Genomic DNA, 25,726 nt, shown 5'->3' with positions numbered 1-25,726 from the left:
CGTGAGCGGCGCTCGCCCAGCAGGCGAGTCCCAAGGCTGAACAAAGCACTGTGTATCGGAAGGACATCGGACCCCCTCGCCCTCGGCGGATTTCAGATTGGTCTGGCGGCGGCGGCCGCGGGCGCGCGCTCAGACATGAGCGTGCGTCGCGGCCGCGTGGGCCATCATGGTGGACAGGATGTGCGCGGCGTCGCCGCCGCCGCCGCTGAAGGCGAACATGGCCGAGCTCGCCGCCAGGGCGTCGCCGCCGGCATGCGCCGGACCGGCCGCCAGGGTGGCGACGCCGGCCCCTTGCCCGCCGCTCACCAGCGCGCCCAGGTCGTGGGCGGCGTCGCCGGTGTGCAGGGCGTCGGCCAGGATCTTGGCCACCGCCTGGACGTTGGCCGCCGGCAGGCCCTGGCTGGACAGTGACGGCGCGGCACCCGCGGCGAACTTGCCGCCGGCCGTCCCGTCCATCGCCGCCAGGCCGCGCATGTCGATCCCCTGCGAGATCAGCGGCAGACCGCCGCCGCCGCCCGAGGTCAGCGCGCCCGGCGACGTCAGGCCCGACGCCAGCGGCGAGCCGGCCAGCGACGTCTCTGCGGAGAGCTCCGCGCCCGAGAAGGCGTGGGCTGCGCCGGCCGGCGCCGTCGTCACCGGGCTCACCGGTTCGGACAGCAGCGATGCGACATGTTCGCCGAGATTCGGCCCCTCGGAGACCGGCGCCGTCACCGGCCCGGCGAGGGTCGGCGTCGGCGTGGTGTCGGCGACCAGCGCCGCGGCGTGCGGCTGGGCGGCCGCGGCATGCCCGTGGTCGATGCCCGCCACCAGGCCGGCGGCGACGAGGCTGGCAGCCAGGCCGCTGCCCGGCGGCAGGTAGCCGCGCCCGGCGTCCACGGTGCGACCGGTCGAGGGCATGCTGCTGGAACCGGTGGTCGCCGGCGCCTGGCTGGTGGCGAACGCCGCGTCGGCCGCGGTGGTCGTCTGGCCGTTGGCGTAGGTCACCGTGGTGGTGCCCGCCACGCTCACGTCCCCGCCGGCGGCGACGTAGCTCTTGCCGTCGCTGGTCAGGTTGATGCTGGTGATGCCCATCTGGGCCAGGGTCTTGAACTCGCCCGCGTCGACCACGCCGTTGCTGTTGGCGTCGACCCACACCCCGAAGCTGGAGAACGGAGCGTCGGCCGCCGACAGCACGCCGTCGTGGTTGCTGTCGAAAGCGGTCAGGCCCTGCAGGTCGCTGGTGGCGCCCTGGACGAACTGGGAGAAGCTGATCACCAGCTTGCCGCCATTGTCGAGGGCCAGAATGCCGTCCTGCGGCGCGGCCCAGGCCGTGGAGACCAGGCCCGACCCGTAGTTGAAGGTCACGCCCGCCGCCTGGCTGAGGAACTGCGCCCCGTCGCCGTTCAGGTCGATCACCACCGGCGCCGCCAGGGCGAAGGGCGCGAGGCCATCGGCCACGTGCACGGTGAAGGCGCCCGAGGTGGCGACGTCGCCGTCGCCGTCGGACACGGAGGTGGTGAAGGTCAGGGTCTCGTTGACCACGGTCGACTGGGTGCCGGCGGCGATCAGCGACACCTTGCCGTTGCCGCTGGTGTCGTAGAAGTCGATGTAGTCGATGTAGGTCCCGATCGGGGCCGAGAGCTGCAGGCCGGCGCTGGAGTTGGCCGCGGTGATCTGCGCCGAGGTCAGCTGCATGATGCTCGAGCCGGCCGCGCTGCCGTCGGCGTTCTCGTAGACCACCTTCACGAAGATGGTGTCGGACGTCGAGAAGCCCGGCAGCTTGAAGTCGGCGTAGCCGATCAGCGGGCCGCTGAAGCCGCCGGCCGGCGGCGTGGAGACGTTCGCTTCGTGGAAGTCGAAGCGCATCAGTTCGCCGACGTTGAACACGTTGTTGTCGACGCCCCAGCCCGGGGTCGAGCCGTTGACCGCCGCCTGGGTCACCGTCCCGGCCCAGGTCGAGGTGTTGAAGCCCGAGGTCGTGAACCCTTCGACGATCGAGATGTTCTGCACGCCGGCGGTCAGGATCTGCTCGCCGGCCGGACCGGCGCCGAACGAGGTCGAGCCGCCGATCGGCGTGTTGACGATCGCCCCGTCCAGCTTGGCCAGCAGGTCGAAGGTGTACTGGCCCGACGTCCCGGCCGCGGGGTTCACGGTCAGGGTGAACACTTTCACCGTGTCCGTCCCGGCGTCATATGAGCCGTTGTTGTTGGCGTCCTGGTAGCCGGTCAGCACGCCGCCCGAGAAGCTGGTGACGATGTTGTGGCCGCCCGAGGTGATCGGGGCCGAAGCCGAGGCCGAGTAGGTGATGTTGGTCACCGAGCCGATGCCGTCGGCGCCCGGCGTCAGGTGCAGAGTGCCGGTCGCCAGACTGCCGACCGTCGAGCCCGTCTGCTGGCTCTGCACCGTGCCGATGGTCGGCACGTCGTCGATGGCGTTGACGGTGATGGTGTTGGTGACGGTGTTCCCGTTCGCGTCCGTCACCTTGTAGGTGAAGGTGTCGGCGCCGCTGACCGTATCGGTCCCGTTGTTCGCCGCCGGGCTCTCCGTGACCGGGCTGGTCAGGGTGTAGCTGTAGGTCCCGTTGGCGTTCAGCGTCAGGGTCCCGTGGGTCCCGGTGGCCGAGCCGACCAGGCTGTAGGTGAAAGGCCCCGTCCCGCCGCTGACGTTGTCGGCCACGGTGCCGGTTCCGGTCGCCGTGCCATTGCCGGCGTGGCTGCCGATCACCGCGATGCCGGCTTCGTTCACCGTCACCTGATCGTTGGTCGCCGACAGGCCGCTGTCGCTGAGGTGGATGACCAGCTGGGTGGTCGACTTGTCGCCATCGCCGTCAGTGACGGTGTAGCTGAAGGTGTCCGTGGCCCCGGCCGGCGGCACGAGGTTCGGCGTCGACACGTAGGTGTAGCTGCCGTCGGCGTTGATGGTCAGGGTCCCGAAGGAGCCGGCCACCGAGGTCGCGACGCTGCCGCTGGTCGAGGCCTGGACCCCCGCCGCGACGCCGGTGACACCGTGGCCCGCGCCGCCCTGGAAGCCGTCCGCCCCGGGCACGTCGTTCGCCAGCACGCCGGCGCCTGCCGCCACCGTCAGGGTCGCACCCTCGGCGACGTTGCCGGAGTCCGCATGGGCGGTCGGCGTGTCGTCGATGGCGTTGATGGTGATGCTGTTGGTGACCGTGTTCCCGTTGGCGTCCTTGACCTGATAGGTGAAGGTGTCCGCACCATTGATGGTGTCGGCCCCGTTGTTGGCCGTAGCCTCCGTCACCGGGCTGGTCAGGGTGTAGCTGTAGGTCCCGTTCGGGTTCAGCGTCAGGGTCCCGTGGGTCCCCGTGGCCGAGCTGACCAGGCTGTAGGTGTAGGGGCCCGTGCCGCCGCTGATGTTGTCGGCCACCGTGCCGGTCCCGGTCGCCGAGCCGTCGCCGGCGTGGCTGCCGATCACGGCGATGCCGGCTTCGTTCACCGTCACCTGGTCGCTGGTCGCGGCCAGGCCGCTGTCCGTCAGATGGATGACCAGCTGGGTGGTCGACTTGTCGCCGTCACCGTCGGTCACGGTGTAGCTGAAGGTGTCGGTCGCGCCGGCCGGCGGCACGAGGTTCGGCGTGGAGACGTAGGCGTAGCTGCCGTCGGCGTTCAGGGTCAGGGTCCCGAAGGAGCCCGCCACCGAGGTTCCGACGCTGCCGCTGGTGGAGGCCAGCGTGCCGGCCGCGACGCCGGTGACGCCATGGCCCGCGCCGCCCAGGAAGCCGTCGGCCCCCGCGACGTCGTTGCTCAGCACCCCCGCCGCGGCCGTCACGGTCAGGGTCGCGCCCTCGGCGACATTGCCGGAGTCCGCATGCGCGGTCGGCACGTCGTCGATGATGTCGACCTTCAGCGTGCCGCTGGCGGTGGAGCCGTCGCTGTCGGTGACCACCACGGCGAAGCTGTCGCCGGGGGCGACCGTGTCGGCGCCGTTGTTGGACGTCGCCTCGTTGACCGGCGTGGTCAGGGTGTAGCTGTAGCCGATCGAGCCGGCGGCGATGCTGGTGATCTGGATGTCGCCATGCGCCCCGTGGATCACCTGGCCGACGGCGGTCACCGCCGTGCCGCCCACGGTGACCGTGTCCGGGCCGTCGCCGGGGGTGTAGCTGATCGTGCCGTTGGTGACGTGCGACGGACCCGGGTTCGACCCCGTGGCCAGGCCCGCCTCGTTCACCAGCGCTCCGGCCGCGCCTTCGGTCGGCAGGGTCAGGGTCGGGATGGCGTTGCCGATGGCGATGGTCAGCGTCGTCGTCGAGGTGTCGCCGTCGCCATCCGTCAGGGTGTAGTGGAACACGTCCGAGACGCCGCCGGGCGTGCCGGCGTGGCGGACGTAGCTGTAGCTGCCGTCCTGCTGGATGGTCAGGTCGCCGTAAGTTCCGGTGACGGTTGTGCCGCCGCCCGGGACTGCGGTGACGGCCCCGGCGCCCTGCGCCGAGGAGACGTGCGCCCCGTCCGCGCCCTTGGTGTCGTTGCTCTCGACGTTGCCCACGATCGGGCCGTAGGTCCCGGCGGCCACATTGCCGGTGTCGGGGCTGGCCGTCGGCACATCGTCGATGGCGTTGACGGTGATGGTGTTGGTCGCCGTGTTCCCGTGCGAGTCCGTCACCTGGTAGGTGAAGGTGTCGGCGCCGCCGACCGTGTCGGTCCCGTTGTTGGCGGTGGGTTCGGTGACCGGGCTGGTCAGGCTGTAGCTGTAGGTCCCGTCGGGATTGAAGGTCAGGGTCCCGTGGGCGCCCGCGGCCGGGCTCAGCAGCGTGAAGCTGTAGGGGCCCGTGCCGCCGGTAACGTTGTCGGCCACCGTGCCGGTCCCCGTCGCCGAGCCGTCGCCGGCATGGCTGCCGATCACGGCCAGGCCGGCTTCGTTCACCGTCACCTGGTCGTTCGCCGCCGCCAGGTTGGTGCCCGCGACATGGATGGTCAGGGTGGTGGTCGACAGGTCGCCGTCGCCGTCCTTGACCGTGTAGACGAAGGTGTCGTCGGCGCCGGCGGGGGGCACCGAGTTGGCCACCGACTGGTAGGTGTAGCTGCCGTCGGCGTGCAGGGTCAGCGTCCCGTAGGCCCCGGCGATGCCGCTGTTCACCCCGGTGGTGACCGCGGTGGTGGTGTCGCCGCCGGCCGTGCGCACGCCAACCACGCCGCCGCCGGCGGCAAAGCCGTCAGCGCCGGGCACGTCGTTGCTGAGCACGCCCGAGGCGGCGACCGTCAGGGTCGCCCCTTCCGTCACCAAGCCGGTATCGGCATGGGCGGTCGGCACGTCGTCGATGATGTCGACCTTCAGCGTGCCGCTGGCGGTGGAGCCGTCGCTGTCGGTGACCACCACGGCGAAGCTGTCGCCGGGGGCGACCGTGTCGGCGCCGTTGTTGGACGTCGCCTCGTTGACCGGCGTGGTCAGGGTGTAGCTGTAGCCGATCGAGCCGGCGGCGATGCTGGTGATCTGGATGTCGCCATGCGTCCCGTGGATCACCTGGCCGACGGCGGTCACCGCCGTGCCACCCACGGTGACCGTGTCCGGGCCATCGCCGGGGGTGTAGCTGATCGTGCCGGCAGTCGTCGCCGAGGCGCCCGGGTTGGAGCCCGTGGCCAGGCCGGCCTCGTTCACCAGCGCCCCGGCCGCGCCTTCGGTCGGCAGGGTCAGGGTGGGCGTGGCGTTGCCGATGGCGATGGTCAGCGTCGTCGTCGAGGTGTCGCCGTCACCGTCGGTCAGGGTGTAGTTGAACACGTCCGAGACGCCGCCAGGCGTGCCGGCGTGGCGGACGTAGCTGTAGCTGCCGTCCTGCTGGATGGTCAGGTCGCCGTAGGTCCCGGTGACCGTCACGCCGCCGGCGGCCACCGCCGTGTCGGCGCCCGCGCCCTGCGCCGAGGAGACATGCGCCCCGTCCGCGCCGAGGGTGTCGTTGGTCTCGACATTGCCCACCACCGGGCCGTAGGTCCCGGCCGCCACATTGCCGGAGTCCGCATGTGCGGTGGGCACGTCGTCGATGATGTCGACCTTCAACGTCCCGCTGGCGGTGGAGCCGTCGCTGTCGGTGACCACCACGGCGAAGCTGTCGCCGGGGGCGACCGTGTCGGCGCCGTTGTTGGACGTCGCCTCGTTGACCGGCGTGGTCAGGGTGTAGCTGTAGCCGATCGAACCAGCGGCGATGCTGGTGATCTGGATGTCGCCGTGCGTCCCGTGGATCACCTGGCCGACGGCGGTCACCGCCGTGCCACCCACGGTGACCGTGTCCGGGCCGTCGCCGGGGGTGTAGCTGATCGTGCCGTTGGTGACGTGCGACGGACCCGGGTTGGAGCCCGTGGCCAGGCCGGCCTCGTTGACCAGCGCCCCGGCCGCGCCTTCGGTCGGCAGGGTCAGGGTGGGGATGGCGTTGCCGATGGCGATGGTCAGCGTCGTCGTCGAGGTGTCGCCGTCGCCATCCGTCAGGGTGTAGTTGAACACGTCCGAGACGCCGCCGGGCGTGCCGGCGTGGCGGACGTAGCTGTAGCTGCCGTCCTGCTGGATGGTCAGGTCGCCGTAGGTCCCGGTGACGGTCACACCGCCGCCCGCAACCGCGGTGTCGGCCCCCGTCCCCTGCGCCGAGGAGACATGTGCGCCGTCGGCGCCCTTGGTGTCGTTGGTCTCGACGTTGCCCACGATCGGACCGTAGGTCCCGGCGGCCACATTGCCGGTGTCCGCATGCGCGGTCGGCACGTCGTCGATGGCGTTGACAGTGATGGTGTTGGTGACGCTGTTCCCGTGGGCGTCCGTCACCTTGTAGGTGAAGGTGTCGGCGCCGCCCACCGTATCGGTCCCGTTGTTGGCCGTGGCCTCGGTGACGGGGCTGGTCAGGGTGTAGCTGTAGGTCCCGTTCGGGTTCAGCGTCAGGGTCCCGTGGGTCCCCGTGGCCGACCCGACCAGGCTGTAGGTGTAGGGCCCCGTGCCGCCGCTGACGTTGTCCGCGACGCTGCCCGTGCCCGTGGCCGAGCCGTCGCCGGCGTGGCTGCCGATGGCCGGCAGTCCGGCCTCGTTGACCGTCACCTGGTCGTTCGTCGCGGCCAGGCCGCTGTCGCTCAGGTGGATGACCAGCTGGGTGGTGGACGTATCGCCGTCACCGTCGGTGACGGTGTAGCTGAAGGTGTCGGTTGCCCCGGCCGGCGGCACCGCGTTCGGCGTGGAGACGTAGGTGTAGCTGCCGTCGGCGTTCAGGGTCAGGGTCCCGAAGGAGCCCGCCACCGAGGTTCCGACGCTGCCGCTGGTCGAGGCCAGCACGCCCGCCGCCACCCCGGTCACGCCATGGCCCGCGCCGCCCTGGAAGCCGTCGGCCCCCGCGACGTCATTGCCGAGCACGCCCGAGCCTGCCGTCACCGTCAGGGTCGCGCCTTCGGCGACGTTGCCGGAGTCCGCGTGCGCGGTCGGCGTGTCGTCGATGGCGTTGACGGTGATGGTGTTGGTGACGCTGTTCCCGTGGGCGTCGGTCACCTTGTAGGTGAAGGTGTCGGCGCCGCTGACCGTGTCGGTCCCGTTGTTGGCCGAGGGGGCCTCGGCGACCGGGCTGGTCAGGGTGTAGCTGTAGGTCCCGTTGGCGTTCAGCGTCAGGGTGCCGTGCGCGCCGTTGGCGCCGGACACCAGGCTGTAGGTGTAGGGGCCCGTGCCGCCGGCGATGTTGTCGGCCAGGGTGCCCGTGCCGGTCGCCGAGCCGTCGCCGGCGTGGCTGCCGATCACGGCGATGCCGGCTTCGTTCACCGTCACCTGGTCATGGGTCGCCGCCAGATGGCTGTCGGCCAGATGGATCACCAGCTGGGTGGTGGAGGTGTCGCCGTCGCCGTCGGTGACGGTGTAGGTGAAGGTGTCGGTCGCCCCGTTCTCCGGCACCGCGTTCGGCGTGGAGACGTAGGTGTAGCTGCCGTCGGCGTTCAGGGTCAGGGTCCCGAAGGCGCCCGCCACCGAGGTTCCGACATTGCCGCTGGCCGAGGCTACCGTGCCCGCTGCGACGCCGGTGACGCCGTGGCCCGCGCCCCCCAGGAAGCCGTCGGCGCCCGCGACGTCGTTGCTCAGCACACCGGCGCCGGCCGCCACCGTCAGGGTCGCGCCCTCGGTGACGGAGCCGGAGTCGAGGTGCGCCGTGGGCGTGTCGTCGATGATGTCGACCTTCAGCGTGCTGCTGGCGGTCGAGCCGTCGCTGTCGGTGACCACCACGGCGAAGCTGTCGCCCGCGGCCACGGTGTCCGCGCCATTGTTGGCGGTGGATTCCGTGACCGGCGTGGTCAGGGTGTAGCTGTAGCCGATCGAGCCGGCGGCGATGCTGGTGATCTGGATGTCGCCATGCGTCCCGTGGATCACCTGGCCAACCGTGGTCACCGCCGTGCCGCCGACAGTCACCGTGTCCGGGCTATCGCCGGGGGTGTAGCTGATCGTGCCGGCAGTCGTCGCCGAAGCGCCCGGGTTCGACCCCGTGGCCAGGCCGGCCTCGTTGACCAGCGCCCCGGCCGCGCCTTCGGTCGGCAGGGTCAGGGTGGGCGTGGCGTTGCCGATGGCGATGGTCAGCGTCGTCGTCGAGGTGTCGCCGTCACCGTCGGTCAGGGTGTAGTTGAACACGTCCGAGACGCCGCCAGGCGTGCCGGCGTGGCGGACGTAGCTGTAGCTGCCGTCCTGCTGGATGGTCAGGTCGCCGTAGGTCCCGGTGACCGTCACGCCGCCGGCGGCCACCGCCGTGTCGGCGCCCGCGCCCTGCGCCGAGGAGACATGCGCCCCGTCCGCGCCGAGGGTGTCGTTGGTCTCGACATTGCCCACCACCGGGCCGTAGGTCCCGGCCGCCACATTGCCGGAGTCCGCATGTGCGGTGGGCACGTCGTCGATGATGTCGACCTTCAACGTCCCGCTGGCGGTGGAGCCGTCGCTGTCGGTGACCACCACGGCGAAGCTGTCGCCGGGGGCGACCGTGTCGGCGCCGTTGTTGGACGTCGCCTCGTTGACCGGCGTGGTCAGGGTGTAGCTGTAGCCGATCGAACCAGCGGCGATGCTGGTGATCTGGATGTCGCCGTGCGTCCCGTGGATCACCTGGCCCACCGCCGTGACGGCGGTCCCGCCCACGGTGACCGTGTCGGGGCCATCGCCGGGGGTGTAGCTGATCGTGCCGTTGGTGACGTGCGACGGACCCGGGTTGGAGCCCGTGGCCAGGCCGGCCTCGTTGACCAGCGCCCCGGCCGCGCCTTCGGTCGGCAGGGTCAGGGTCGGGATGGCGTTGCCGATGGCGATGGTCAGCGTCGTCGTCGAGGTGTCGCCGTCGCCGTCCGTCAGGGTGTAGTTGAATACGTCCGAAACGCCGCCGGGCGTGCCGGCGTGGCGGACGTAGCTGTAGCTGCCGTCCTGCTGGATGGTCAGGTCGCCGTAGGTCCCGGTGACCGTCACGCCGCCGGCGCCCACCGCGGCGCTGGCGCCTGCGCCCTGCGCGGCGGAGACATGAGCCCCGTCCGCGCCCTTGGTGTCGTTGGTCTCGACGTTGCCGGTCACCGGACCGTAGCTGGCGCCGGCGACGCTGTTGGTATCGGCATGGGCCGTGGGCGTGTCGTCGACGATGTCGACCTTGAGCGTGCCGCTGGCGGTCGAGCCGTCCTGGTCGGTTACCGTCACCGCGAAGCTGTCGCCGGCCGGCACGGTGTCCGCGCCGTTGTTGGCGGCCGCCTCCGTGACCGGGTTGGTCAGGGTGTAGGTATAGCCGATCGCGCCGGCGGCGATGCTGGTGATGGTGATGTCACCGTGCGTCCCATGGATCACCTGGCCCACCGCCGTGACGGCGGCGCCGCCCACGGTGACCGTGTCCGGGCCGTCGCCGGGCGTGTAGCTGATCGTGCCGGCCGTGACGCTGGACGAGCCGGGGTTGGAGCCCGTGGCCAGGCCGGCCTCGTTCACCAGCGCGCCCGCCCCGCCTTCGGTCGGCAGGGTCAGGGTCGGCGACGCATTGCCGAGGCTGACGGTGAGCGTGGTGCTGGACGTGTCGCCGTCGCCGTCAGTCAGGGTGTAGCGGAACACGTCCGAGACGCCGCCGGGGGTGCCGGCGTGGCGGGTGTAGGTGTAGCTGCCATCCTGGTTGATGGTCAGGTCGCCATAGGTCCCGACCACGGTGACGCCGGCCGCGCCGACCGTGGCGGCGGCCCCCGCGCCCTGCACCGAGGTCACGTGAGCGCCGTCGGCGCCCTGGGTGTCGGCGCCCGTGCCGCCGCTGGTGGTCCCGGCGCCGGTCATCACGTTGCCGGACTTCGGACCATAGGCGCCAGCCGCCAGGGCGTCGGTGTCGGGGCGCGCCAGCGGCACGTCGTCGACGATGTCGATCGTCAGCGTCGCGGCCGCTACGTCGCCCGTCGCGTCGGTCACCGTGACGGTGAACGGATCGGTGACGTTGTCGCCCGAGGTGACGGTGTTCAGCGTGTAGGTGTAGCCGACCGTCGTGCCCGAAATCGAGGTGATCGACAGCACGCCGTCGGCGCCCTGGATGGTCTGGCCGACGCCGGTCACCGCAACGCCGTTGATCGCCAGCACCGCCGGCTGGTCGCCGGGCGTGTAGACGATGGTCCCGGACGCGGTCAGGCCGACTCCGGGATTCGATCCCTGAGGCAGGCCGGACTCGTTGACGGACTCGACCGCGTTGGCGACGCCCCCGACGGGGCCGCCGGGCACCTCGACGTCCACCGACGGCAGCTGGTTCGCCGCCGCGTTGGCCTGGGTGAAGGTGATCGTGCCGAACGCCAGCTCGGTGGGCGGCAGCAGGCCGGTGATGCCCAGCCCCTGACCGATGTTGCCCACCGGAACCGAGAAGTCGCCGCCCGAGCTGCCGGGCGGTCCGGCGGCGGGCTGCACCTGATTGGTGTTCTGCAGCAGGGCGGCCAGGTTCTCGGTCGGCACCTGGATGTCGCCGATGTCGATCTGCGGCGGAACCACCGCGCCGTTGACGATCAGGATCTTCGAGCCGTCCGGCAGGTCGACCACCAGGTCGTGCCCGGAGACGTGGATTTCCTGCAGGGTGACGTTGGCCGGCAGGTGCACCACCCCATCCGGCCCAGGCACGACCCGTGTCACCTTGCCCACGTGGGCCGCCGAGGCGACGAGCGTGGCCAGGGCGGCCGCCATGGGCGAGCCGACCGGCGACCCGGGCCGCGCGCCAGCCGCGCCGCTCAGCGCCGCGACTTCCAGCCGCCCGGCAGGGTGAACGGCAGCGCCGTCTTCACGAGCCGTGCGGGCTTCGCCATCGCTTCCAGAAACTCGACCGGACCGGTCCATGTCGCCAAGCCCCAACCTTAATGAATAATTAAGGAGACCAATAGCGCGCGGACGGGGCTACGGCAAACAGCGTTCGCCTAGAATGCGAATCTTGGCCAGACGGCACGTTTGATGCGCGATTGGCGCCTATTGCCGCGAAATTTGGGATGAATATTCCCGAAAGCCGCCGCTTCACGACCTCACGGTTAATAGGGCGGCATATCCTGTTATGCATGCCGCCGGCGCGGCGGGCATGGCGATGCTACTCAAATTGGTATCCAAATTACGAATATCCGCGCTATGTATTCACCAGATATATACCACGCAAGGCAAGCTTTCGTTCGCCAATAAAATAAAGCACGCCTTCACTTGAATCGCTCAGACTGTTGTCATGAGCAAAACGCTGTTCTCAAATCAGTATTTCGTTAGGCATAGCCGCGCCGCATCGGCGCGACGAGGGCGCAGCCTCGGCCTTGCCTGCCTGGCGATATTGCTTCAGTCCTGCGCCAGCGCGCCGACGACGGCGTCGCTCGGACCGCAACGAGCGCGGCCCATGCAGGCCGTCACGGCGCATCAGGTCGCGGCGACGCCCATGCTCCGCCCGGCGATCGACGCTCACCCCGCCAGCGCGCCCGCGGCCCCGGCCGTCACCCCGCCGCAGAGCCGCCTCGCCCAGGTGGAACAGCGCCAGCAGGTTGCGCCGCCGGCCGAGGCCGGGCGGCAGGACGACCAGCCCGCCGCCGTCACCCGCATTTCCTACACGCCCCCGGCCGCGCAGACGCCTGTCCGGCCGCACAGCTTTTCGCCCGCGCCCCCGGCCACCCAGGAACCTGGCGCGCCGAACCTGTTCGGCTCGGTGGCGCTGGCGGTGTCTCACACCGCCGAAGATTCCCAGTGGCGGCGGGTCGTCGACAGCCGCCTGCCGGACGGACAGGGGCCCTGGACCCGCATTCTCGATCGCGCGCGCGGTCTGCCGCTGCTCGAGCAGCTGCAGGTGATCAACGCGGGCGTCAACCAGGCCGTGACCTTCACCTCGGACATCCAGCAGTATGGCGTGGACGACTACTGGGCTACGGCGCGCGAGACCCTGACCAGCGGCCGCGGCGACTGCGAGGACTTTGCGATCGCCAAGCTTCAGCTGCTCGAGGCGCTGGGCGTGTCTCCGGACAGCCTCTATCTGGTCGTGGCGCGCGACCTGGACCGTCAGGCCGACCACGCGGTGCTCGCGGTGCGGGCCCAGGGCCGCTTCTGGATCCTGGACAGCGCCGCGGGCGTGATGACCGCCGAGAGCGTGCGCGACTATCGCCCGATCCTGACCTTCAGCGCCCGCCACGCCTGGGTGCACGGCTATCGCCGCGCGCCGGACGTGATGATGGCGTCGGCGGGCGAGGTCGGCGGCGCACACTGACCCTCGCCGGCCTGATGCTGTCCGGCCCGACGGCGGCCCTCTGATTGGCGAGGCTCGACAGGGCCGCGCCGCCAAGAAAAGGATCTTGTCGAGGCCCAGGTCTATACTGACTTGGCGGCCGGCTATTCTTCCAGGTCGGGGAATCCCAGCAACAACGGGCCGGCGCCGCCGGCGGCCGAGACGAAGCGGGTGCGCACCACGCAGCGGCCAGCGCCGTCGCGGAAGATTGCGTTGCAGCCGCCGACCGCACCGGTCTCCACCCCCAGCCGCTCGGCGATGGCCGGCGGCACGTCGATGACCGGCTGCGTTGACGCCTTCAGGGGCAGCCCCCGCTGGTTCAGCAGCGCCCGCATCGGCGCGTTCAGCTGCAGCACCTTCATCGTCCGGGTCAGCACCACCGCCGGCTGCGGCATGGCGTCGACCACCGCGGCCCAGTCGGGGCGCGCGCCGTTGGTCTCGGCGATCTCCAGCAGGTCCAGCAGATCGGCCGCATAGCGGGCGCGCAGGTGGGCGCTCTGATTCACACGCTGACCCAGCCGTCCAAGCGCGGCGGCCATCTCCTCGGCCAGGGAACGGCGGTTGCGCCGCGCCACCAGACCCATGACGGTCCAGAACACCGACTCCAGGCGGAACGCCTTGCGCTCGCCGGCGATGGAGATCACCCGGAACTGCGGCTCCAGCCGCGGGTCGCTGCGGGCGATGTCGAAGGCGGAGGGATCCTGGAGGGCGCTCATCGTTCGCGCAGCGCCTCCGAGCGCGCCTTGAGGACCGGCTTGAGCAGATAGTCGAGCACGGTCTTGCGGCCGGTGATGATGTCCGCCGTGCAGACCATCCCGGGCGTGATCGGCAGATTGCGCCCGCCCGCGGAGACGAAGGCCCTGGTGGTCTCCACCAGCACCGTGAAATAGGCCTCCTTGGCCTGTTCGTCGTAGATGCTGTCGGCCGACACCTGGACCACGTGGCCAGGGATGCCGCCATAGATCGAGAAGTCGTAGGCGGTGACCTTGACCAGGGCGGCCTGGCCGACGCGGATGAAGGCGATGTCGGCCGGCTTGACCCGGGTCTCCACCAGCAGCTTGTCCCCGACCGGGACGATTTCCATGATCTTCTGGCCGGCGTTGACGAAGCCGCCGACGGTGTTGACCTGCACGTCGTTGACCACGCCCTCCACCGGCGAGCGCAGTTCCGTGCGGTCGAGCTTGCCTTCGGCGCCGCGGCTGGATTCGTGGATCACCGCCAGCTTGGCGTTCAGCTGGCTGGCCTCGTCCATGGCTTCCTGGCGGAACTGGTAGACCGTCTCGGAGACCTGCGCCTGCGCCTCGGCGATCGCGGCCTGGGCGCGCGAGGCGGCCTGCTCCGACGCGGCCAGGCGGCCCTGGATGTCCGAGAGATCGCGGCGGGCCTGCAGCAGCTCGGTCTGGGGCACGATGGACTTGGCGGCCAGCGGCTCGAGCATGTCCACCTGCTTCTGCGCCAGCGCCTGGCTGTTGCGCAGGCTGGCGGTGGTGGCCTGGGCCTCGGCGAGGTCGCGACGCCGCTGCTCCACCGTCGCGAGCGCCGCCTCGCGCTTGCTGGACAGCGCCTGGGACCTGACCTGCTGCAGCTGCGCCTCCTTGGCGCAGTCGTCGGGCGAAGCGGCCTTGACGGCGTCCGGACAGGTGTAGGACTGCCCCTGCGCCTCCTGGCCGAGGCGCGCCGCGCGCACGGTCAAGGACCGGTCCTCGGCCTGGATCTGCCCCAGGGCGGACGAGGACTCGGTGTCGTCCATGCGCACCAGCAGCTCGCCCTTGGTGACCTTCTGCCCCCCGCGCACCAGGATCGCCCGGACGGTGGCCGGCTCCGAACTCTGGATGATCTGCCCCCGGCTGGAGGGGATCACCTTGCCCTGGGCCCGGGCCACCTCCTCAACCGGAGCAAAGGCCGCCCACGCCAGAAAGACGATCAGCCCGAACGCCGTCACCGCGATGACCAGGCGCGACCCGCGCAGCCCCTTCACCCAAGCGAGGCTCTCCTTGAGCCTATTTCCCGACATCATGCGCAACTTCGACTTCGCCATTACACCTACCGCACGAAAAGCGTGCTGCAAGAACCGCACCACGACAATAGTACGGCCGCCCAGCCCGGCAGCATAAGCCACATAACATGGGCATACCAAATTGATTAGGGGCAACCCTTATGCTATCGGTCCGGGCGCCAAGGGTTAATTTATGGTTAAGAAGAACCCAGGCTTTCCCCACCGGCGCACGGGGCGCGCCGCAGAAAACAGAGCCGACCGAAATGGTTGCCGTAGATGTCTTGAGCGCGCAGGCGCGCAGCGCCGCCGCCGGACGAAGGACGCGATGGGCCGCAGGCCTCACCCTGGGCGGCGCAGTCGCCCTGGCCGCCGTCTGGATGGCGCAGCCGGCGTCGAAGCCCGCGCCATCCGCCCGACCCGTCGCGCGCCCGGCGGCGCAGCCGGTCCACTTTTCCGAGACCGACCCCGCGGCCGGCGGCGCGCAGCTGACCGCCGAGGCGGCGGCGCAGATCAACGCCGCGATCCCGTTCTCGGCGCTGCCCGTCCGCGCCGCAGCGCCGTTCCGCCTGGCGGCCGGCGCCGACCATGACCGCGCCCTCGGCTGCCTGACCCAGGCGATCTACTTCGAAGCCGGCTTCGAGCCCCGCGAGGGCCAGGAAGCCGTCGCCCAGGTTATCCTGAACCGGGTGCGTCATCCGGCCTTCCCGAAGACCGTCTGCGGCGTCGTGTACGAAGGCGCCGGCGCGCCGGGCTGCCAGTTCACCTTCGCCTGCGACGGGGCCCTGGCTCGCACCCCGGCCGCGGCGGCCTGGGGCCGCGCCCGCGCGGTGGCCCAGGCGGCGCTGGAGGGTCACGTGCAGAGCCAGGTCGGCGAGTCCACGCACTATCACGCCGACTACGTCGCGCCGTACTGGGGCCGGCAACTGGCCAAGGTGGCCAAGATCGGCGCCCACATCTTCTATCGCTGGCCCGGCGCCTGGGGCGAGCCGCAGAGCTTCGCGATGCGCTATGCCGGCCACGAGACGCCCTGGTCGCCCACGCCCGCCGGGATCGCCGCGCCGCCGACGCAGGTCGCCGCCGCCGGGCCGGAAGAACCGCACGCGCCGGACGATGTCGGCGGTCGCGTGGTCGTCGGCCTCGGCTGGACCCCGGCGGCCCCGCAGCCGACGACGGATTCCCTGGCGAAGATCATGGCGAACCAGAACGGGACACCCGCCAGGACGGCCCAGGCCGCCGTGGCCGGCGGCGCGGGCGCCGGTGGCAGCTGAGCCGCGCCGCCAGGCGGGCATCCGCACGCGCCCGATCGGCAATGATCGGGTGCGCCCGCCTTCAGACTGTCAGACTTTGAGAGATTGATCCGCCGCGCTCCGGCGAGCGGCGTGGATCGCGCAGGTGTTCGCGCAGCCGTGGCTAGCGGAATTCCGGCGGCGTGCCGACGCCGAGCACCTCGCGGTAGAGCACGGTCTTCAGCCAGCGCTGATACTGTTCGGGGTTCCAGCCGCTCTCGCGCACGAAGGCGCGGAACACCAGGGGCCCGGTCATCGACCACAGGATGTCTGCGGCCTGGGTGGCGCTCAGCTTGGGCTTCAGCAGCCCCCGCTCCGCCCACTGGGTGGTGAACACCTTCAGCTCGTTCCAGCGGCGGCTCTGCTCGCGTTCCCACAGGCTGGCGAACGCCGGATCGACCTGAACGGCGCTCCATGCCGCGCCCACGCCGCGGGCGTTCTGGGCGCCGGCGTCCACCGCCCGCTGCACGATCGCCGTCAGCTGATCCATGGCGTCTTCCGGCGTGCGCGCCGGCGTCGACGGCAGGTCTTTCAGAGTCGACTTGGCGAACAGCCGGCTGAGGATCGCCCGGATGATGTCGGCCTTGGCCGGATAGTAGATGAACACGGTGCCGGTCGAGACGTTCGCCTGCTCGGCGATATTGGCCAGCGACGTCGACGAAATGCCGTGCTTGTCGAACAATGCCTCGGCCGCGTCGACGATACGTTCCTTCGTCGCCACGGTGTTGGACTCACGCTTCCCCACTGCCCGCCGCTCCTGTTCAACCCCCAAGCAGTTCAGACAAAGCTCAATTTGGGTAATCGAGCAAAGTCTGAGGTACCGATACCAAACGGCGCATCGATATTTTCAAGCGCAAGAGTACTGAAGCTTTTACGATTTGTACACCACCGCCTCTGCTGCAGAGCGACGCCGATTGCCGCAGGCATCAGAAGGGCCAAGCCGCCGGGCAGGCCGGCGGCCTCGTGGCGAGGCTATGAGGCGTGACTGAGGGCGGCCGGCAGCGGCGTCGTGGCGCGCCAGGCGCGCAGGCGCTCGGCGGAGCGGCTCATTTCAAGCCGGGCGATGGCGCGCTTGTGCACCTCGTCAGGCCCGTCGGCGATGCGCAAGGCGCGCAGGCCGGCGTAGCTGCGGGCCAGGCCGAAGTCCTCCGACAGGCCGCCGCCGCCATGCGCCTGCATGGCGTCGTCCAGCACCTTCAGGGCGGTGCGCGGCGCGGCGACCTTGATCATGGCGATCTCGAGCTGGGCGGCCTTGTTGCCGGCCTTGTCCATCATGTCCGCGGCCTTCAGGCACAGCAGGCGGGTCATCTCGATGTCGAGGCGGGCGTCGGCGATCCGCTGTTCCCAGACCGACTGGTCGGACAGGCGCTTGCCGAACGCCACGCGCGACTGCAGTCGCTCGACCATCTTCTCCAGCCCGACCTCGGCGGCGCCCAGGGTGCGCATGCAATGGTGGATGCGGCCGGGGCCAAGCCGCCCCTGTGCGATCTCGAAGCCGCGTCCCTCGCCCAGGATCAGGTTCTCCACCGGCACCCGCACGTCGCGCAGCACCACTTCGGCATGGCCGTGCGGGGCGTCGTCGTAGCCGAACACCGGCAACATCCGCACCACCTGGAAGCCGGGCGCGTCGGTGGGCACCAGGATCTGCGACTGCTGGGCATGACGCGAAGCCTCGGGATCGGACTTGCCCATCACGATCGCCACCTTGCAGCGCGGATCGCCGATCCCGGAGGACCACCACTTGCGGCCGTTGATCACATAGTGGTCGCCGTCGCGGCGGATCGAGGTCTCGATGTTGGTGGCGTCGGACGAGGCCACGTCCGGCTCGGTCATCAGGAAGGCCGAGCGGATCTCGCCCTCGAGCAGCGGCTGCAGCCACCGGGCCTTCTGGTCCGCCGAGCCATAGCTGCGCAGCACCTCCATGTTGCCGGTGTCCGGCGCCGAGCAATTGAACACTTCCGAAGCGAAGGCGACGCGGCCCATCTCCTCGGCGCACAGGGCGTATTCCAGGTTGGAGAGGCCCGCGCCCAGGTCATCGTGGTCCGAGGGGTTGAGGAACAGGTTCCACAGGCCCTCGGCATAGGCCTTGGCCTTGAGCCCCTCGATCGCCGGGATCACGCTCCAGCGTGCGGCGCCCTCCTGGGAGAGGTGCTGCTGCACCGCCGGGATGGCGCGGTAGACGTGCGCCTCCATGAACGCGCGCACCCGATCGCGCCACTCGACCTGCCGTTCGCTGAGACTGAAGTCCATCGTCCTGTCCTCTTGCTTTGGACGAAGGCCTAGACCGCAGCCGGCGTCCCGCCTTGAGACAGATCAACCGGCCGCCCGGGCCGGGAAGCGCCCTAGGCCCGCTTCACGTCCGCCACGCGGTAGGTCCAGGCGTGGTCATGCGCGTCGCGGAAGGTCACGTACTCGCCGATGCGGAAGTGGTGGTCGCCAAGGTGAAAGCCGCGCTCGTCCGGCTGTTCGTTGGTCGGGTCGTAGTCGATGAACCAGTTCTCGCCGCGCCGGGCCAGGTGGCCGGTGGTCGCCGGCTCGCCGTCGGCGAAGTGGCGGACCACGCACCTGGCGTGCTCGTGCGAGAAGGCCTCGCCGTCCAGCCGCCCGTCCGCATCCAGCGGCGCGACGATCACATAGCCGCGGCGATCGTCGCCCTCGGCGAACTCGGTTCCAGGGTTGCGCGCCATCTGCAGCACGATGCGGGAAAGAGACATGGCGTCCTCCGTCGAAAGTTGAGCTGCGATTAGCGGCGCCCGGCGCACGGGGCCTTGAGCGACGTCAAATGGCGCTCAAGGCCGCCACACCAACCGGAAGCTGATCTGGATCAAGGCGCGGCGCGGGCTGATGGCTCAATCAGCGGTTCCCATGGAACACGCCGTCATCCTCGCCCATCCGAACCCCGCCAGCGTGAACGCCGTTCTGGCCGGGGCCTACGCCGACACGGTCCGCAGCCTGGGTCACCAGGTGGTCGTGCGCGATCTCTATGCGATCGGCTTCGACCCCTGCCTGCACGCCGACGAGCTGCCCTGGGCGCCGGGCTTCGCCCCGCGGCCCGACGTGGTCGCCGAGCGCGCGCTGCTGGCGAACGCCAGGGTGATCGCCTTTGTCTATCCGTTCTGGTTCAACGCGCCGCCGGCGATGCTGAAGGGCTACGTCGACCGGGTGTTCGGCGAGGGCTTCGGCTTCGGTCCCGCGGCCGGAGGGACCAGTCCGCTGCTGACCGGCCGCTCGCTGATCAGCATCAGCACCTCCGGCGCCCCGGACCACTGGGTGGCGCGCACCAGCGCCCTGACCGACCTGCGCCGTGGGTTCGACGACCACGTCTCGGCGGTGTGCGGCCTGACGGTGCTCGAACACGTGCACGTCGGCGGCGTCACCCCCGGCATTCGCCCCGACGCGGTGGAGGCGATGGCCGCCCGGGTCGCCGACAGCGCCCGCAAGCACTTCGCGCCCGCCTGACCGGCCCGTCCCCTCGACAAGGAATCCCTGCGATGAGCTACGCCTCCCTCATGCTGCACGTCCGGCCCGGCCCCGAGGGCGCCCCGCTGCTGGCGGCGGCCGTCGATCTGGCCCGGCGGCTGAACGCGACCCTGATCGGGGTCGGCGCGGAGATGTTTCCGCCGGTGGTGTTCGACACCGGCTACGCCTACGTCGAGGGCGAGATCTACGCCGCCCTGCGCGAGACGCTGGAGCGCAACCTGAAGACGGCGCACGACGCGTTCCACGTCGCCACCGAGGGCCTGGCCGAGCCGGCGCTGTGGGAAGCGGGCCTGGAACAACCCGCCCCCGCGGTCGCCCGCGCCTCGCGCGCGGCGGACCTGATCATCGCCGCTGCGGCGACCGGACGGGTCGACCCGTTCCGCGAGGCGCCGCCGACCGACCTGGTAATGACCGCCGGGCGGCCTGTGCTGGTCCTCGCCTCGGAGGGCGAGCCGCTGGCCGGCGAACGCGTCGTCGTCGCCTGGAAGGACACCCGCGAGGCCCGCCGGGCGCTGGCGGACGCCCTGCCGCTGCTGGAGCGGGCCAAGGAGGTGCTGGTGCTGGAGGTCTGCGAGAGCGACGACGTGGAGGCGGCCAGGATTCGCGCCGGCGACGTCGCCCGGGCGCTGGAGCGGCATGGCGTAGCGGCCCGGCCGACGGCGTGCGCATCGCACGGCGACGCCGGCGGCGAGATCCTGCAGCAGGCCCGGCTGTTCGGCGCCGACCTGATCGTCGCCGGCGCCTATGGCCACAGCCGGCTCGGCGAATGGATCTTCGGCGGCGTCACCCGCGCCCTGCTGGCGCAGGCAACCACCCATCTTCTGCTCAGCCACTGACGCAGCCCTGATCCGGCTGTAGCCTGACCCCGGCGCAAGCGCGCCACCCCCCAAAGACAGGAGGCGGCGATGACCACGCGCAACCTGGACGCCCTGTTCCAGCCCAAGTCCATCGCCCTCATCGGCGCCAGCAACCGCCCGGCCAGCGTCGGCGGGGTGCTGGCGCGCAACCTGCTGGAAAGCGGCTTCAAGGGGCCGGTCCTGGCGGTCAATCCGCACGAGGCGTCGATCCGATCGACCCTGTGCTATCCCGACGTCGCCGCGCTGCCGGTGGCGCCGGACCTGGCGGTGATCGCCACCCCGCCGGCGACCGTGCCCGGGCTGGTGGCCGACCTCGCGGCCCGCGGCTGCCGCGCGGCCGTGGTGATCACCGCCGGCTTCGGCGAGGCCGGCGGCGGCGGCGCGGAGCTGAAGGCGGCGATGCTGAACGCCGCCCGGCCGACGGTGATGCGCATCGTCGGGCCCAACTGCCTGGGCGTGATCTCGCCGCGCGAAGGGGTCAACGCCAGCTTCGCCGACGGCGCCCCCCTGCCCGGCAACCTGGCCCTGGTCGCCCAGTCCGGCGCGGTGACCACGGCGGCGCTCGACTGGGCCACGGCGCGTGGCTACGGCTTCTCGCGCATCGTCACCCTGGGCGACATGAGCGACGTCGACTTCGGCGACATGCTCGACTTTCTGGCGCTGGACGCCGACACCCGGGCCGTCGTGCTCTATGTCGAGAGCATCACCCAGGCGCGAAAGTTCATGTCCGCCGCCCGCAGCGCCGCGCGCAACAAGCCCGTGGTGGTGATCAAGGCCGGGCGCAGCGCCGCCGGCGCCCGGGCCGCCCTGTCGCACACCGGCGCCCTGGCGGGCGCCGACGCCGTCTACGACGCCGCCTTCCGCCGCGCCGGCCTGCTGCGGGTGTTCGAGCTGCGCGAGCTGTTCAACGCCGTGACCACCCTGACCGCCGGCGGCGCGCCGGTGCGCGGGGAGCGGCTGGTGATCGTCAGCAACGGCGGCGGCGCGGGGGTGATGGCGGTCGATTCTCTCGACGCCCGCGGCGGGACTCTGGCCGAGCTGTCGGACGAGACCAAGGCGCGGCTGGCCACGGTGCTCCCGGCCGCCTGGTCGAAGGGCAATCCGGTGGACATCATCGGCGACGCCGGCCCCGAACGTTATACCGCCGCCCTGGACGCGGTGTTCGCCGACCCGGCCGCCGATGCTGTGCTGGCGCTGAACTGCCCCACCGCCGTCGCCGATTCCACCGCCTGCGCCCAGGCGGTGATCGAGGCGACCCGCGCGCACGGCCTGCGCCGGCCGGTGCTGACGGCCTGGCTGGGCGAGACCACCCCGGCCAAGGGCCGCGCCCTGTTCGCCGGCGCCCGCATCCCCACCTACGAGACACCGGACGAGGCGGTGCACGCCTTCGCCCAGATGGTGGAATACGCCCGCAACCAGGCGCTGCTGCTGCAGACGCCGCGCGGCGACAGCGACCCGCAGCCGGACCGCGCCGCCGCCCGGGCGCTGATCGCCGCCGCCAGGGCCGAGGGCCGCACCCGGCTCACCGACCCGGAAGGCAAGGCGCTGCTGGCCGCCTATGGCGTCCCGGTGGTGGAGACCCGCACCGCCGCCACCCCGCAAGAGGCCGGCAAGGCGGCCGCGGCGATCGGCGGACCCGTCGCCCTGAAGATCCTGTCGCGGGACATCAGCCACAAGTCGGACGTCGGCGGCGTGGTGCTGGGGGTGATCGGCGTGGACGCCACCGAGGCCGCCGCCAGCGCCATGCTGGAGCGCATCCGCCAGGTCGCGCCACAGGCCCGGCTGGACGGCTTCATGATCCAGCCGATGATCCAGCGGCCCCATGCCGAGGAACTGATCGCCGGCCTGAGCGTCGATCCTACCTTCGGGCCGGTGGTGCTGTTCGGCGCCGGCGGGGTGGCGGTGGAGGTGATGGCCGATCGCACCCTCGGCCTGCCGCCGCTCGACGACCGCCTGGCGCGGGACATGATCGGCCGCACGCGGGTGTCGAAGATGCTGGCCGGCTATCGCGACCGCCCGGCCGCCGACACCGCGGCGGTGGCCGACGTGCTGGTGCGCCTGTCACGGCTGGTGGCCGACCTGGAAGAGGTCGCCGAACTGGACATCAATCCGCTGCTGGCCGACGAGACGGGTGTGCTGGCGCTGGACAGCCGCGTGCGGCTGACCGAACCGGACGCCCCGCCGAGGGCGGCCATGGCCATCCGCCCCTATCCCGCCGGGCTGGAGCACGACCTGCCCGCCGGCGACGGCGATGTGCTGCACGTCCGCCCGATCCGTCCGGACGACGCCCCGCGCCTGATCGACCTGGTTGACCGCAGCGCTGCCGACGACGTGCGCCTGCGCTTCCGCAGCGGCCTGGCCCGCCTGCCCGACGTCTGGGCCGCGCGCCTGTCGCAGATCGACTACGACCGCGAGATGGCCTTCGTCGCCGAGGACGGCGGCGGCGACATCCTGGGCGTCGCGCGCATCGCCGCAGACCCGGAAAACGAGGAGGCCGAGTTCGCCCTGATGGTGCGCTCCGATCGCCAGCGCCTGGGCCTGGGGCATGCGCTGCTGTCGGACGTGGTCGCCTACGCCCGCACGCGCGGCCTGCGCCGGGTCTGGGGCGAGATCGCCCGCGACAACCACCGCATGCTCGACGTGGCCAAGGACCTCGGCTTCAGGCGCACGCCGTGCGAGGACCTGGCCTATGTGCGGGCGGTGATCGACCTCACGGCGCCCGCCCCGGCCCTGGACCAGGCCACCGCAGTTTCACCCTGAAGGGGGTTAGGCTAGCGCCCCCGCTCGCCCAGACGGCGGACGCGGCGCAGCATGCGTTGGCGCGAGGCCGGCTGGTCCACGGCCCCGAACAGCGTCCGCCGCACCGGGGCGAAGCCGCACAGCCGGAACAGGCCGCGCTCCAGCGCCCGCGTGCCGAAGGCGCCGAACGCCAGGGCGTAGACCGCGGCCGGCATGCCCATGGTGACGATCAGCCGCGCGGAACGCCCGGACAGCAGGCCCCGGCCCAGGCTCCCGGTCCCGGGCGCCGGGATGGCGAAGCCATAGCGGAAGACCTGCTCGAGAAAGCCCTTCAGCAGCGCAGGGGCGCCGCCCTGCCAGAGCGGGTGGACGATCACCAGGTGCTCGCACCACAGCACGGCGTCCTGGGCGGCCAGGATCGACGGGGCGGTGGCCGGGCCGGCGAAGGCGTCGGCGGTGCGGATCAGGGGGAAGTCCTGGGCCCCGACGTCGATGTGTCGCACCTCATGACCGGCCTCGACGGCGGCCGCAGCATAGACGTCGGCCAGCGCCGCGCAGAACCGCCGGGGATCGGGGTCCGGGTGGCCGTTGATCAGCAGAATCCGTGTCATGCCCGGTGCGGCGAAGGTCCCCGGACCAGATCGAGCGCCATGGCCAGCAGGCCGGCCGAGGCGGCGGCCACCGCCAGGGCGACGTAGCAGGACGGGCAGTGCAGCCCGCTCTCGTGCGGCTGGCCGCAGATCGGGCCCCAGGCCGACGCCGCCCAGACGGACGGGCGCATCAGGGCCTCGAACCAGACTCCGGCGCCGGCGAGTCCGGTCAGGCCGGACAGCCCCAGCAGGCCGGCCAGGCGGCGGGGCGTGATCGCAGGATGCATGCTGCTGGTCCTCCTTGGCCACAGCGCGCCGGGTCGCAGGCGCGCGGACGACAATGGCCACCCTGATGCCGCATCCGCCGCAGGGGGGCTTTGACATCGATCAAGGCGACGCTTCCGGGGCGCGGGCATGGCTCGGCCACGTTCAGGCAAGGCCGGGATTCCATGAGCACTACAGCTGTTCCAAACCGAGGCGCCACGTCGCCGCCAGCCGACGCGGTCGGCTGGTTGATCTTCTGCGTCGTGGGGGCGCTGGTCGCCACCCTCGCCACCGCGGCGTCGCCCGACCCGCTGTTCCGCTTCCAGGGCTACATCTTCATGGGCGGCCTGCTGGCCGGCGCCGTGATGCTGACCCTGGGCATGTCCTGGGACCGCTTCGCGCCCCAGCCGGACAAGTACATGGACGGCGTGATCAAGGCGGGCGCCATCGCCACCGTGTTCTGGGGGATCGCCGGCATGCTGGTGGGCTGCATCATCGCCGCCCAGCTGTCCTTCCCGAAGATCTTCTATTTCAAGGACTTCGGCTTCCTGAACTTCGGACGCCTGCGGCCGCTGCACACCTCGGCCGTGATCTTCGCCTTCGGCGGCAACGCCCTGATCGCCACCTCCTTCTGGGTGGTGCAGCGCACCTGCAAGGCGCGCCTGTTCGGCGGCGTGACGCCCTGGTTCGTGTTCTGGGGCTACCAGCTGTTCATCGTCCTGGCCGCGCTGGGCTACCTGGTGGGGATCACCCAGAGCCAGGAATACGCCGAGCCGGAGTGGCTCACGGACCTGTGGCTGACCGTCGTCTGGGTCGCCTACCTGCTGGTGTTCCTGGGCACGATCTGGAAGCGCAAGGAACCGCACATCTACGTGGCCAACTGGTTCTACCTGGCCTTCATCGTCACCATCGCCATCCTGCACCTGGTCAACAACCTGGCGATCCCGGTCAGCTTCCTCAACCACCGCAGCTATTCGGTGTGGTCGGGGGTGCAGAGCGCCCTGGTGCAATGGTGGTACGGCCACAACGCGGTCGGCTTCTTCCTGACCGCCGGCTTCCTGGCGATGATGTACTATTTCATCCCCAAGCGGGCTGAGCGGCCGATCTACTCCTACCGGCTGTCGATCGTGCACTTCTGGGCGCTGATCTTCATCTACATCTGGGCCGGCCCCCACCACCTTCACTACACCGCCCTGCCGCAGTGGACGCAGACCCTGGGCATGACCTTCTCGGTGATGCTGTGGATGCCCTCGTGGGGCGGCATGATCAACGGCCTGATGACCCTCTCGGGGGCCTGGGACAAGCTGCGCACCGACCCGGTGATCCGCATGCTGGTGGTCTCGCTGGCCTTCTACGGCATGTCGACCTTCGAAGGTCCGGTGATGTCGGTGCGCACGGTCAACGCCCTGTCGCACTACACCGACTGGACCATCGGCCACGTGCACTCCGGCGCCCTGGGCTGGGTCGGCTTCGTCACCTTCGGCTCGCTCTACTGCCTGGTGCCGTGGCTGTGGAAGAAGGACCGCCTGTATTCCGACGCCCTGGTGGAGTGGCACTTCTGGATCGCCACCACCGGCATCCTTCTTTACATCACCGCGATGTGGGTCTCCGGCATCATGGAGGGCCTGATGTGGCGCGAATACACGCCGCAGGGCTTCCTGGCCTACTCCTTCATCGAGACCGTCGCCGCCAAGCACATCGAGAACGTCGTGCGCCTGGTCGGTGGCCTGATGTACCTCACCGGCGCTCTGATCATGGCCTACAACCTGTGGCGGACGGTCCGTCTGCCCAGCTCCGAGCGCGCCCTCAACCCCGCCAACGCTGCGCCGGCCATGCCCGCGCCGCTGGCCATGCCCGCGGAGTAAGCC

At 70.9% G+C, this 25,726-nt stretch carries 14 protein-coding genes; 6 read left to right on the top strand and 8 right to left on the bottom strand.

Annotation, left to right across the window (positions count from 1 at the left end):
* Positions 1–129 precede the first annotated feature (129 nt).
* Positions 130–11,091, bottom strand: a complete 10,962-nt coding sequence (locus tag ACO2Q3_RS25530; RefSeq protein WP_423311884.1) for an Ig-like domain-containing protein — start codon at positions 11,089–11,091, stop codon at positions 130–132.
* A 682-nt stretch (positions 11,092–11,773) separates the two neighbouring features.
* Here ACO2Q3_RS25530 and ACO2Q3_RS25525 point away from each other — a divergent pair.
* The gene (locus ACO2Q3_RS25525) at positions 11,774–12,628 is read left to right on the top strand and encodes a transglutaminase-like cysteine peptidase (RefSeq protein WP_423311882.1); all 855 of its coding nucleotides are present in this window, start codon (positions 11,774–11,776) and stop codon (positions 12,626–12,628) included.
* A gap of 122 nt (positions 12,629–12,750) precedes the next feature.
* On the opposite strand, the gene ACO2Q3_RS25520 is transcribed toward ACO2Q3_RS25525, so the two are convergent.
* Positions 12,751–13,362 carry a hypothetical protein gene (locus ACO2Q3_RS25520; RefSeq protein ID WP_423311880.1) on the bottom strand — a complete coding sequence of 204 codons (612 nt, stop codon included), beginning with the start codon at positions 13,360–13,362 and terminating at the stop codon, positions 12,751–12,753.
* Positions 13,359–14,624, bottom strand: a complete 1,266-nt coding sequence (locus ACO2Q3_RS25515) for an HlyD family type I secretion periplasmic adaptor subunit (RefSeq protein WP_423311878.1) — start codon at positions 14,622–14,624, stop codon at positions 13,359–13,361. The genes ACO2Q3_RS25520 and ACO2Q3_RS25515 overlap by 4 nt, the downstream gene beginning before the upstream one ends.
* Before the next feature lie 299 nt (positions 14,625–14,923).
* Between ACO2Q3_RS25515 and ACO2Q3_RS25510 the strand changes: the two genes are divergently transcribed.
* A complete protein-coding gene (locus ACO2Q3_RS25510) occupies positions 14,924–15,910 on the top strand; it encodes a cell wall hydrolase (RefSeq protein ID WP_423311877.1) in 987 nt (328 codons plus the stop codon).
* Positions 15,911–16,052: 142 nt separating this feature from the next.
* Here the strand turns inward: ACO2Q3_RS25510 and ACO2Q3_RS25505 are convergent, their stop codons facing one another.
* From ACO2Q3_RS25505 to ACO2Q3_RS25495, 3 genes are all read right to left on the bottom strand, one after another.
* Positions 16,053–16,673, bottom strand: a complete 621-nt coding sequence (locus tag ACO2Q3_RS25505) for a TetR/AcrR family transcriptional regulator (protein ID WP_423311876.1) — start codon at positions 16,671–16,673, stop codon at positions 16,053–16,055.
* 227 nt (positions 16,674–16,900) lie between these two features.
* Entirely contained in the window at positions 16,901–18,178 is a 1,278-nt protein-coding gene (locus tag ACO2Q3_RS25500) for an acyl-CoA dehydrogenase family protein (protein WP_423311874.1), read from the bottom strand.
* 92 nt (positions 18,179–18,270) lie between these two features.
* Complete coding sequence (locus ACO2Q3_RS25495) at positions 18,271–18,642, bottom strand: hypothetical protein (RefSeq protein WP_423311873.1); 372 nt, start codon at positions 18,640–18,642, stop codon at positions 18,271–18,273.
* Between the two features lie 151 nt (positions 18,643–18,793).
* Between ACO2Q3_RS25495 and ACO2Q3_RS25490 the strand changes: the two genes are divergently transcribed.
* From ACO2Q3_RS25490 to ACO2Q3_RS25480, 3 genes are all read left to right on the top strand, one after another.
* Positions 18,794–19,387, top strand: a complete 594-nt coding sequence (locus ACO2Q3_RS25490; RefSeq protein ID WP_423311871.1) for an NAD(P)H-dependent oxidoreductase — start codon at positions 18,794–18,796, stop codon at positions 19,385–19,387.
* Between the two features lie 32 nt (positions 19,388–19,419).
* On the top strand, positions 19,420–20,244 hold the full coding sequence (locus ACO2Q3_RS25485) for a universal stress protein (RefSeq protein WP_423311869.1): 825 nt from the start codon (positions 19,420–19,422) through the stop codon (positions 20,242–20,244).
* Between the two features lie 69 nt (positions 20,245–20,313).
* Positions 20,314–23,025, top strand: coding sequence for a GNAT family N-acetyltransferase (locus tag ACO2Q3_RS25480; RefSeq protein ID WP_423311867.1), 2,712 nt, complete (start codon positions 20,314–20,316; stop codon positions 23,023–23,025).
* Positions 23,026–23,036: 11 nt separating this feature from the next.
* Here the strand turns inward: ACO2Q3_RS25480 and ACO2Q3_RS25475 are convergent, their stop codons facing one another.
* Both ACO2Q3_RS25475 and ACO2Q3_RS25470 read right to left on the bottom strand, forming a co-directional pair.
* Positions 23,037–23,615, bottom strand: a complete 579-nt coding sequence (locus ACO2Q3_RS25475) for an NAD(P)H-dependent oxidoreductase (protein WP_423311866.1) — start codon at positions 23,613–23,615, stop codon at positions 23,037–23,039.
* Positions 23,612–23,881, bottom strand: a complete 270-nt coding sequence (locus tag ACO2Q3_RS25470; protein WP_423311865.1) for a hypothetical protein — start codon at positions 23,879–23,881, stop codon at positions 23,612–23,614. The genes ACO2Q3_RS25475 and ACO2Q3_RS25470 overlap by 4 nt, the downstream gene beginning before the upstream one ends.
* Positions 23,882–24,043: 162 nt before the next feature.
* Between ACO2Q3_RS25470 and ccoN the strand changes: the two genes are divergently transcribed.
* Positions 24,044–25,723, top strand: a complete 1,680-nt coding sequence (gene ccoN, locus ACO2Q3_RS25465) for a cytochrome-c oxidase, cbb3-type subunit I (protein WP_423311863.1) — start codon at positions 24,044–24,046, stop codon at positions 25,721–25,723.
* Positions 25,724–25,726 lie beyond the last annotated feature (3 nt).

The organism is Caulobacter sp. KR2-114 (assembly GCF_049446115.1).
In the GTDB taxonomy this organism is placed as follows: domain Bacteria; phylum Pseudomonadota; class Alphaproteobacteria; order Caulobacterales; family Caulobacteraceae; genus Acaudatibacter.
Note: the sequence above shows the minus strand (reverse complement) of the source record. Positions and strands in the feature narration are given on the sequence as shown.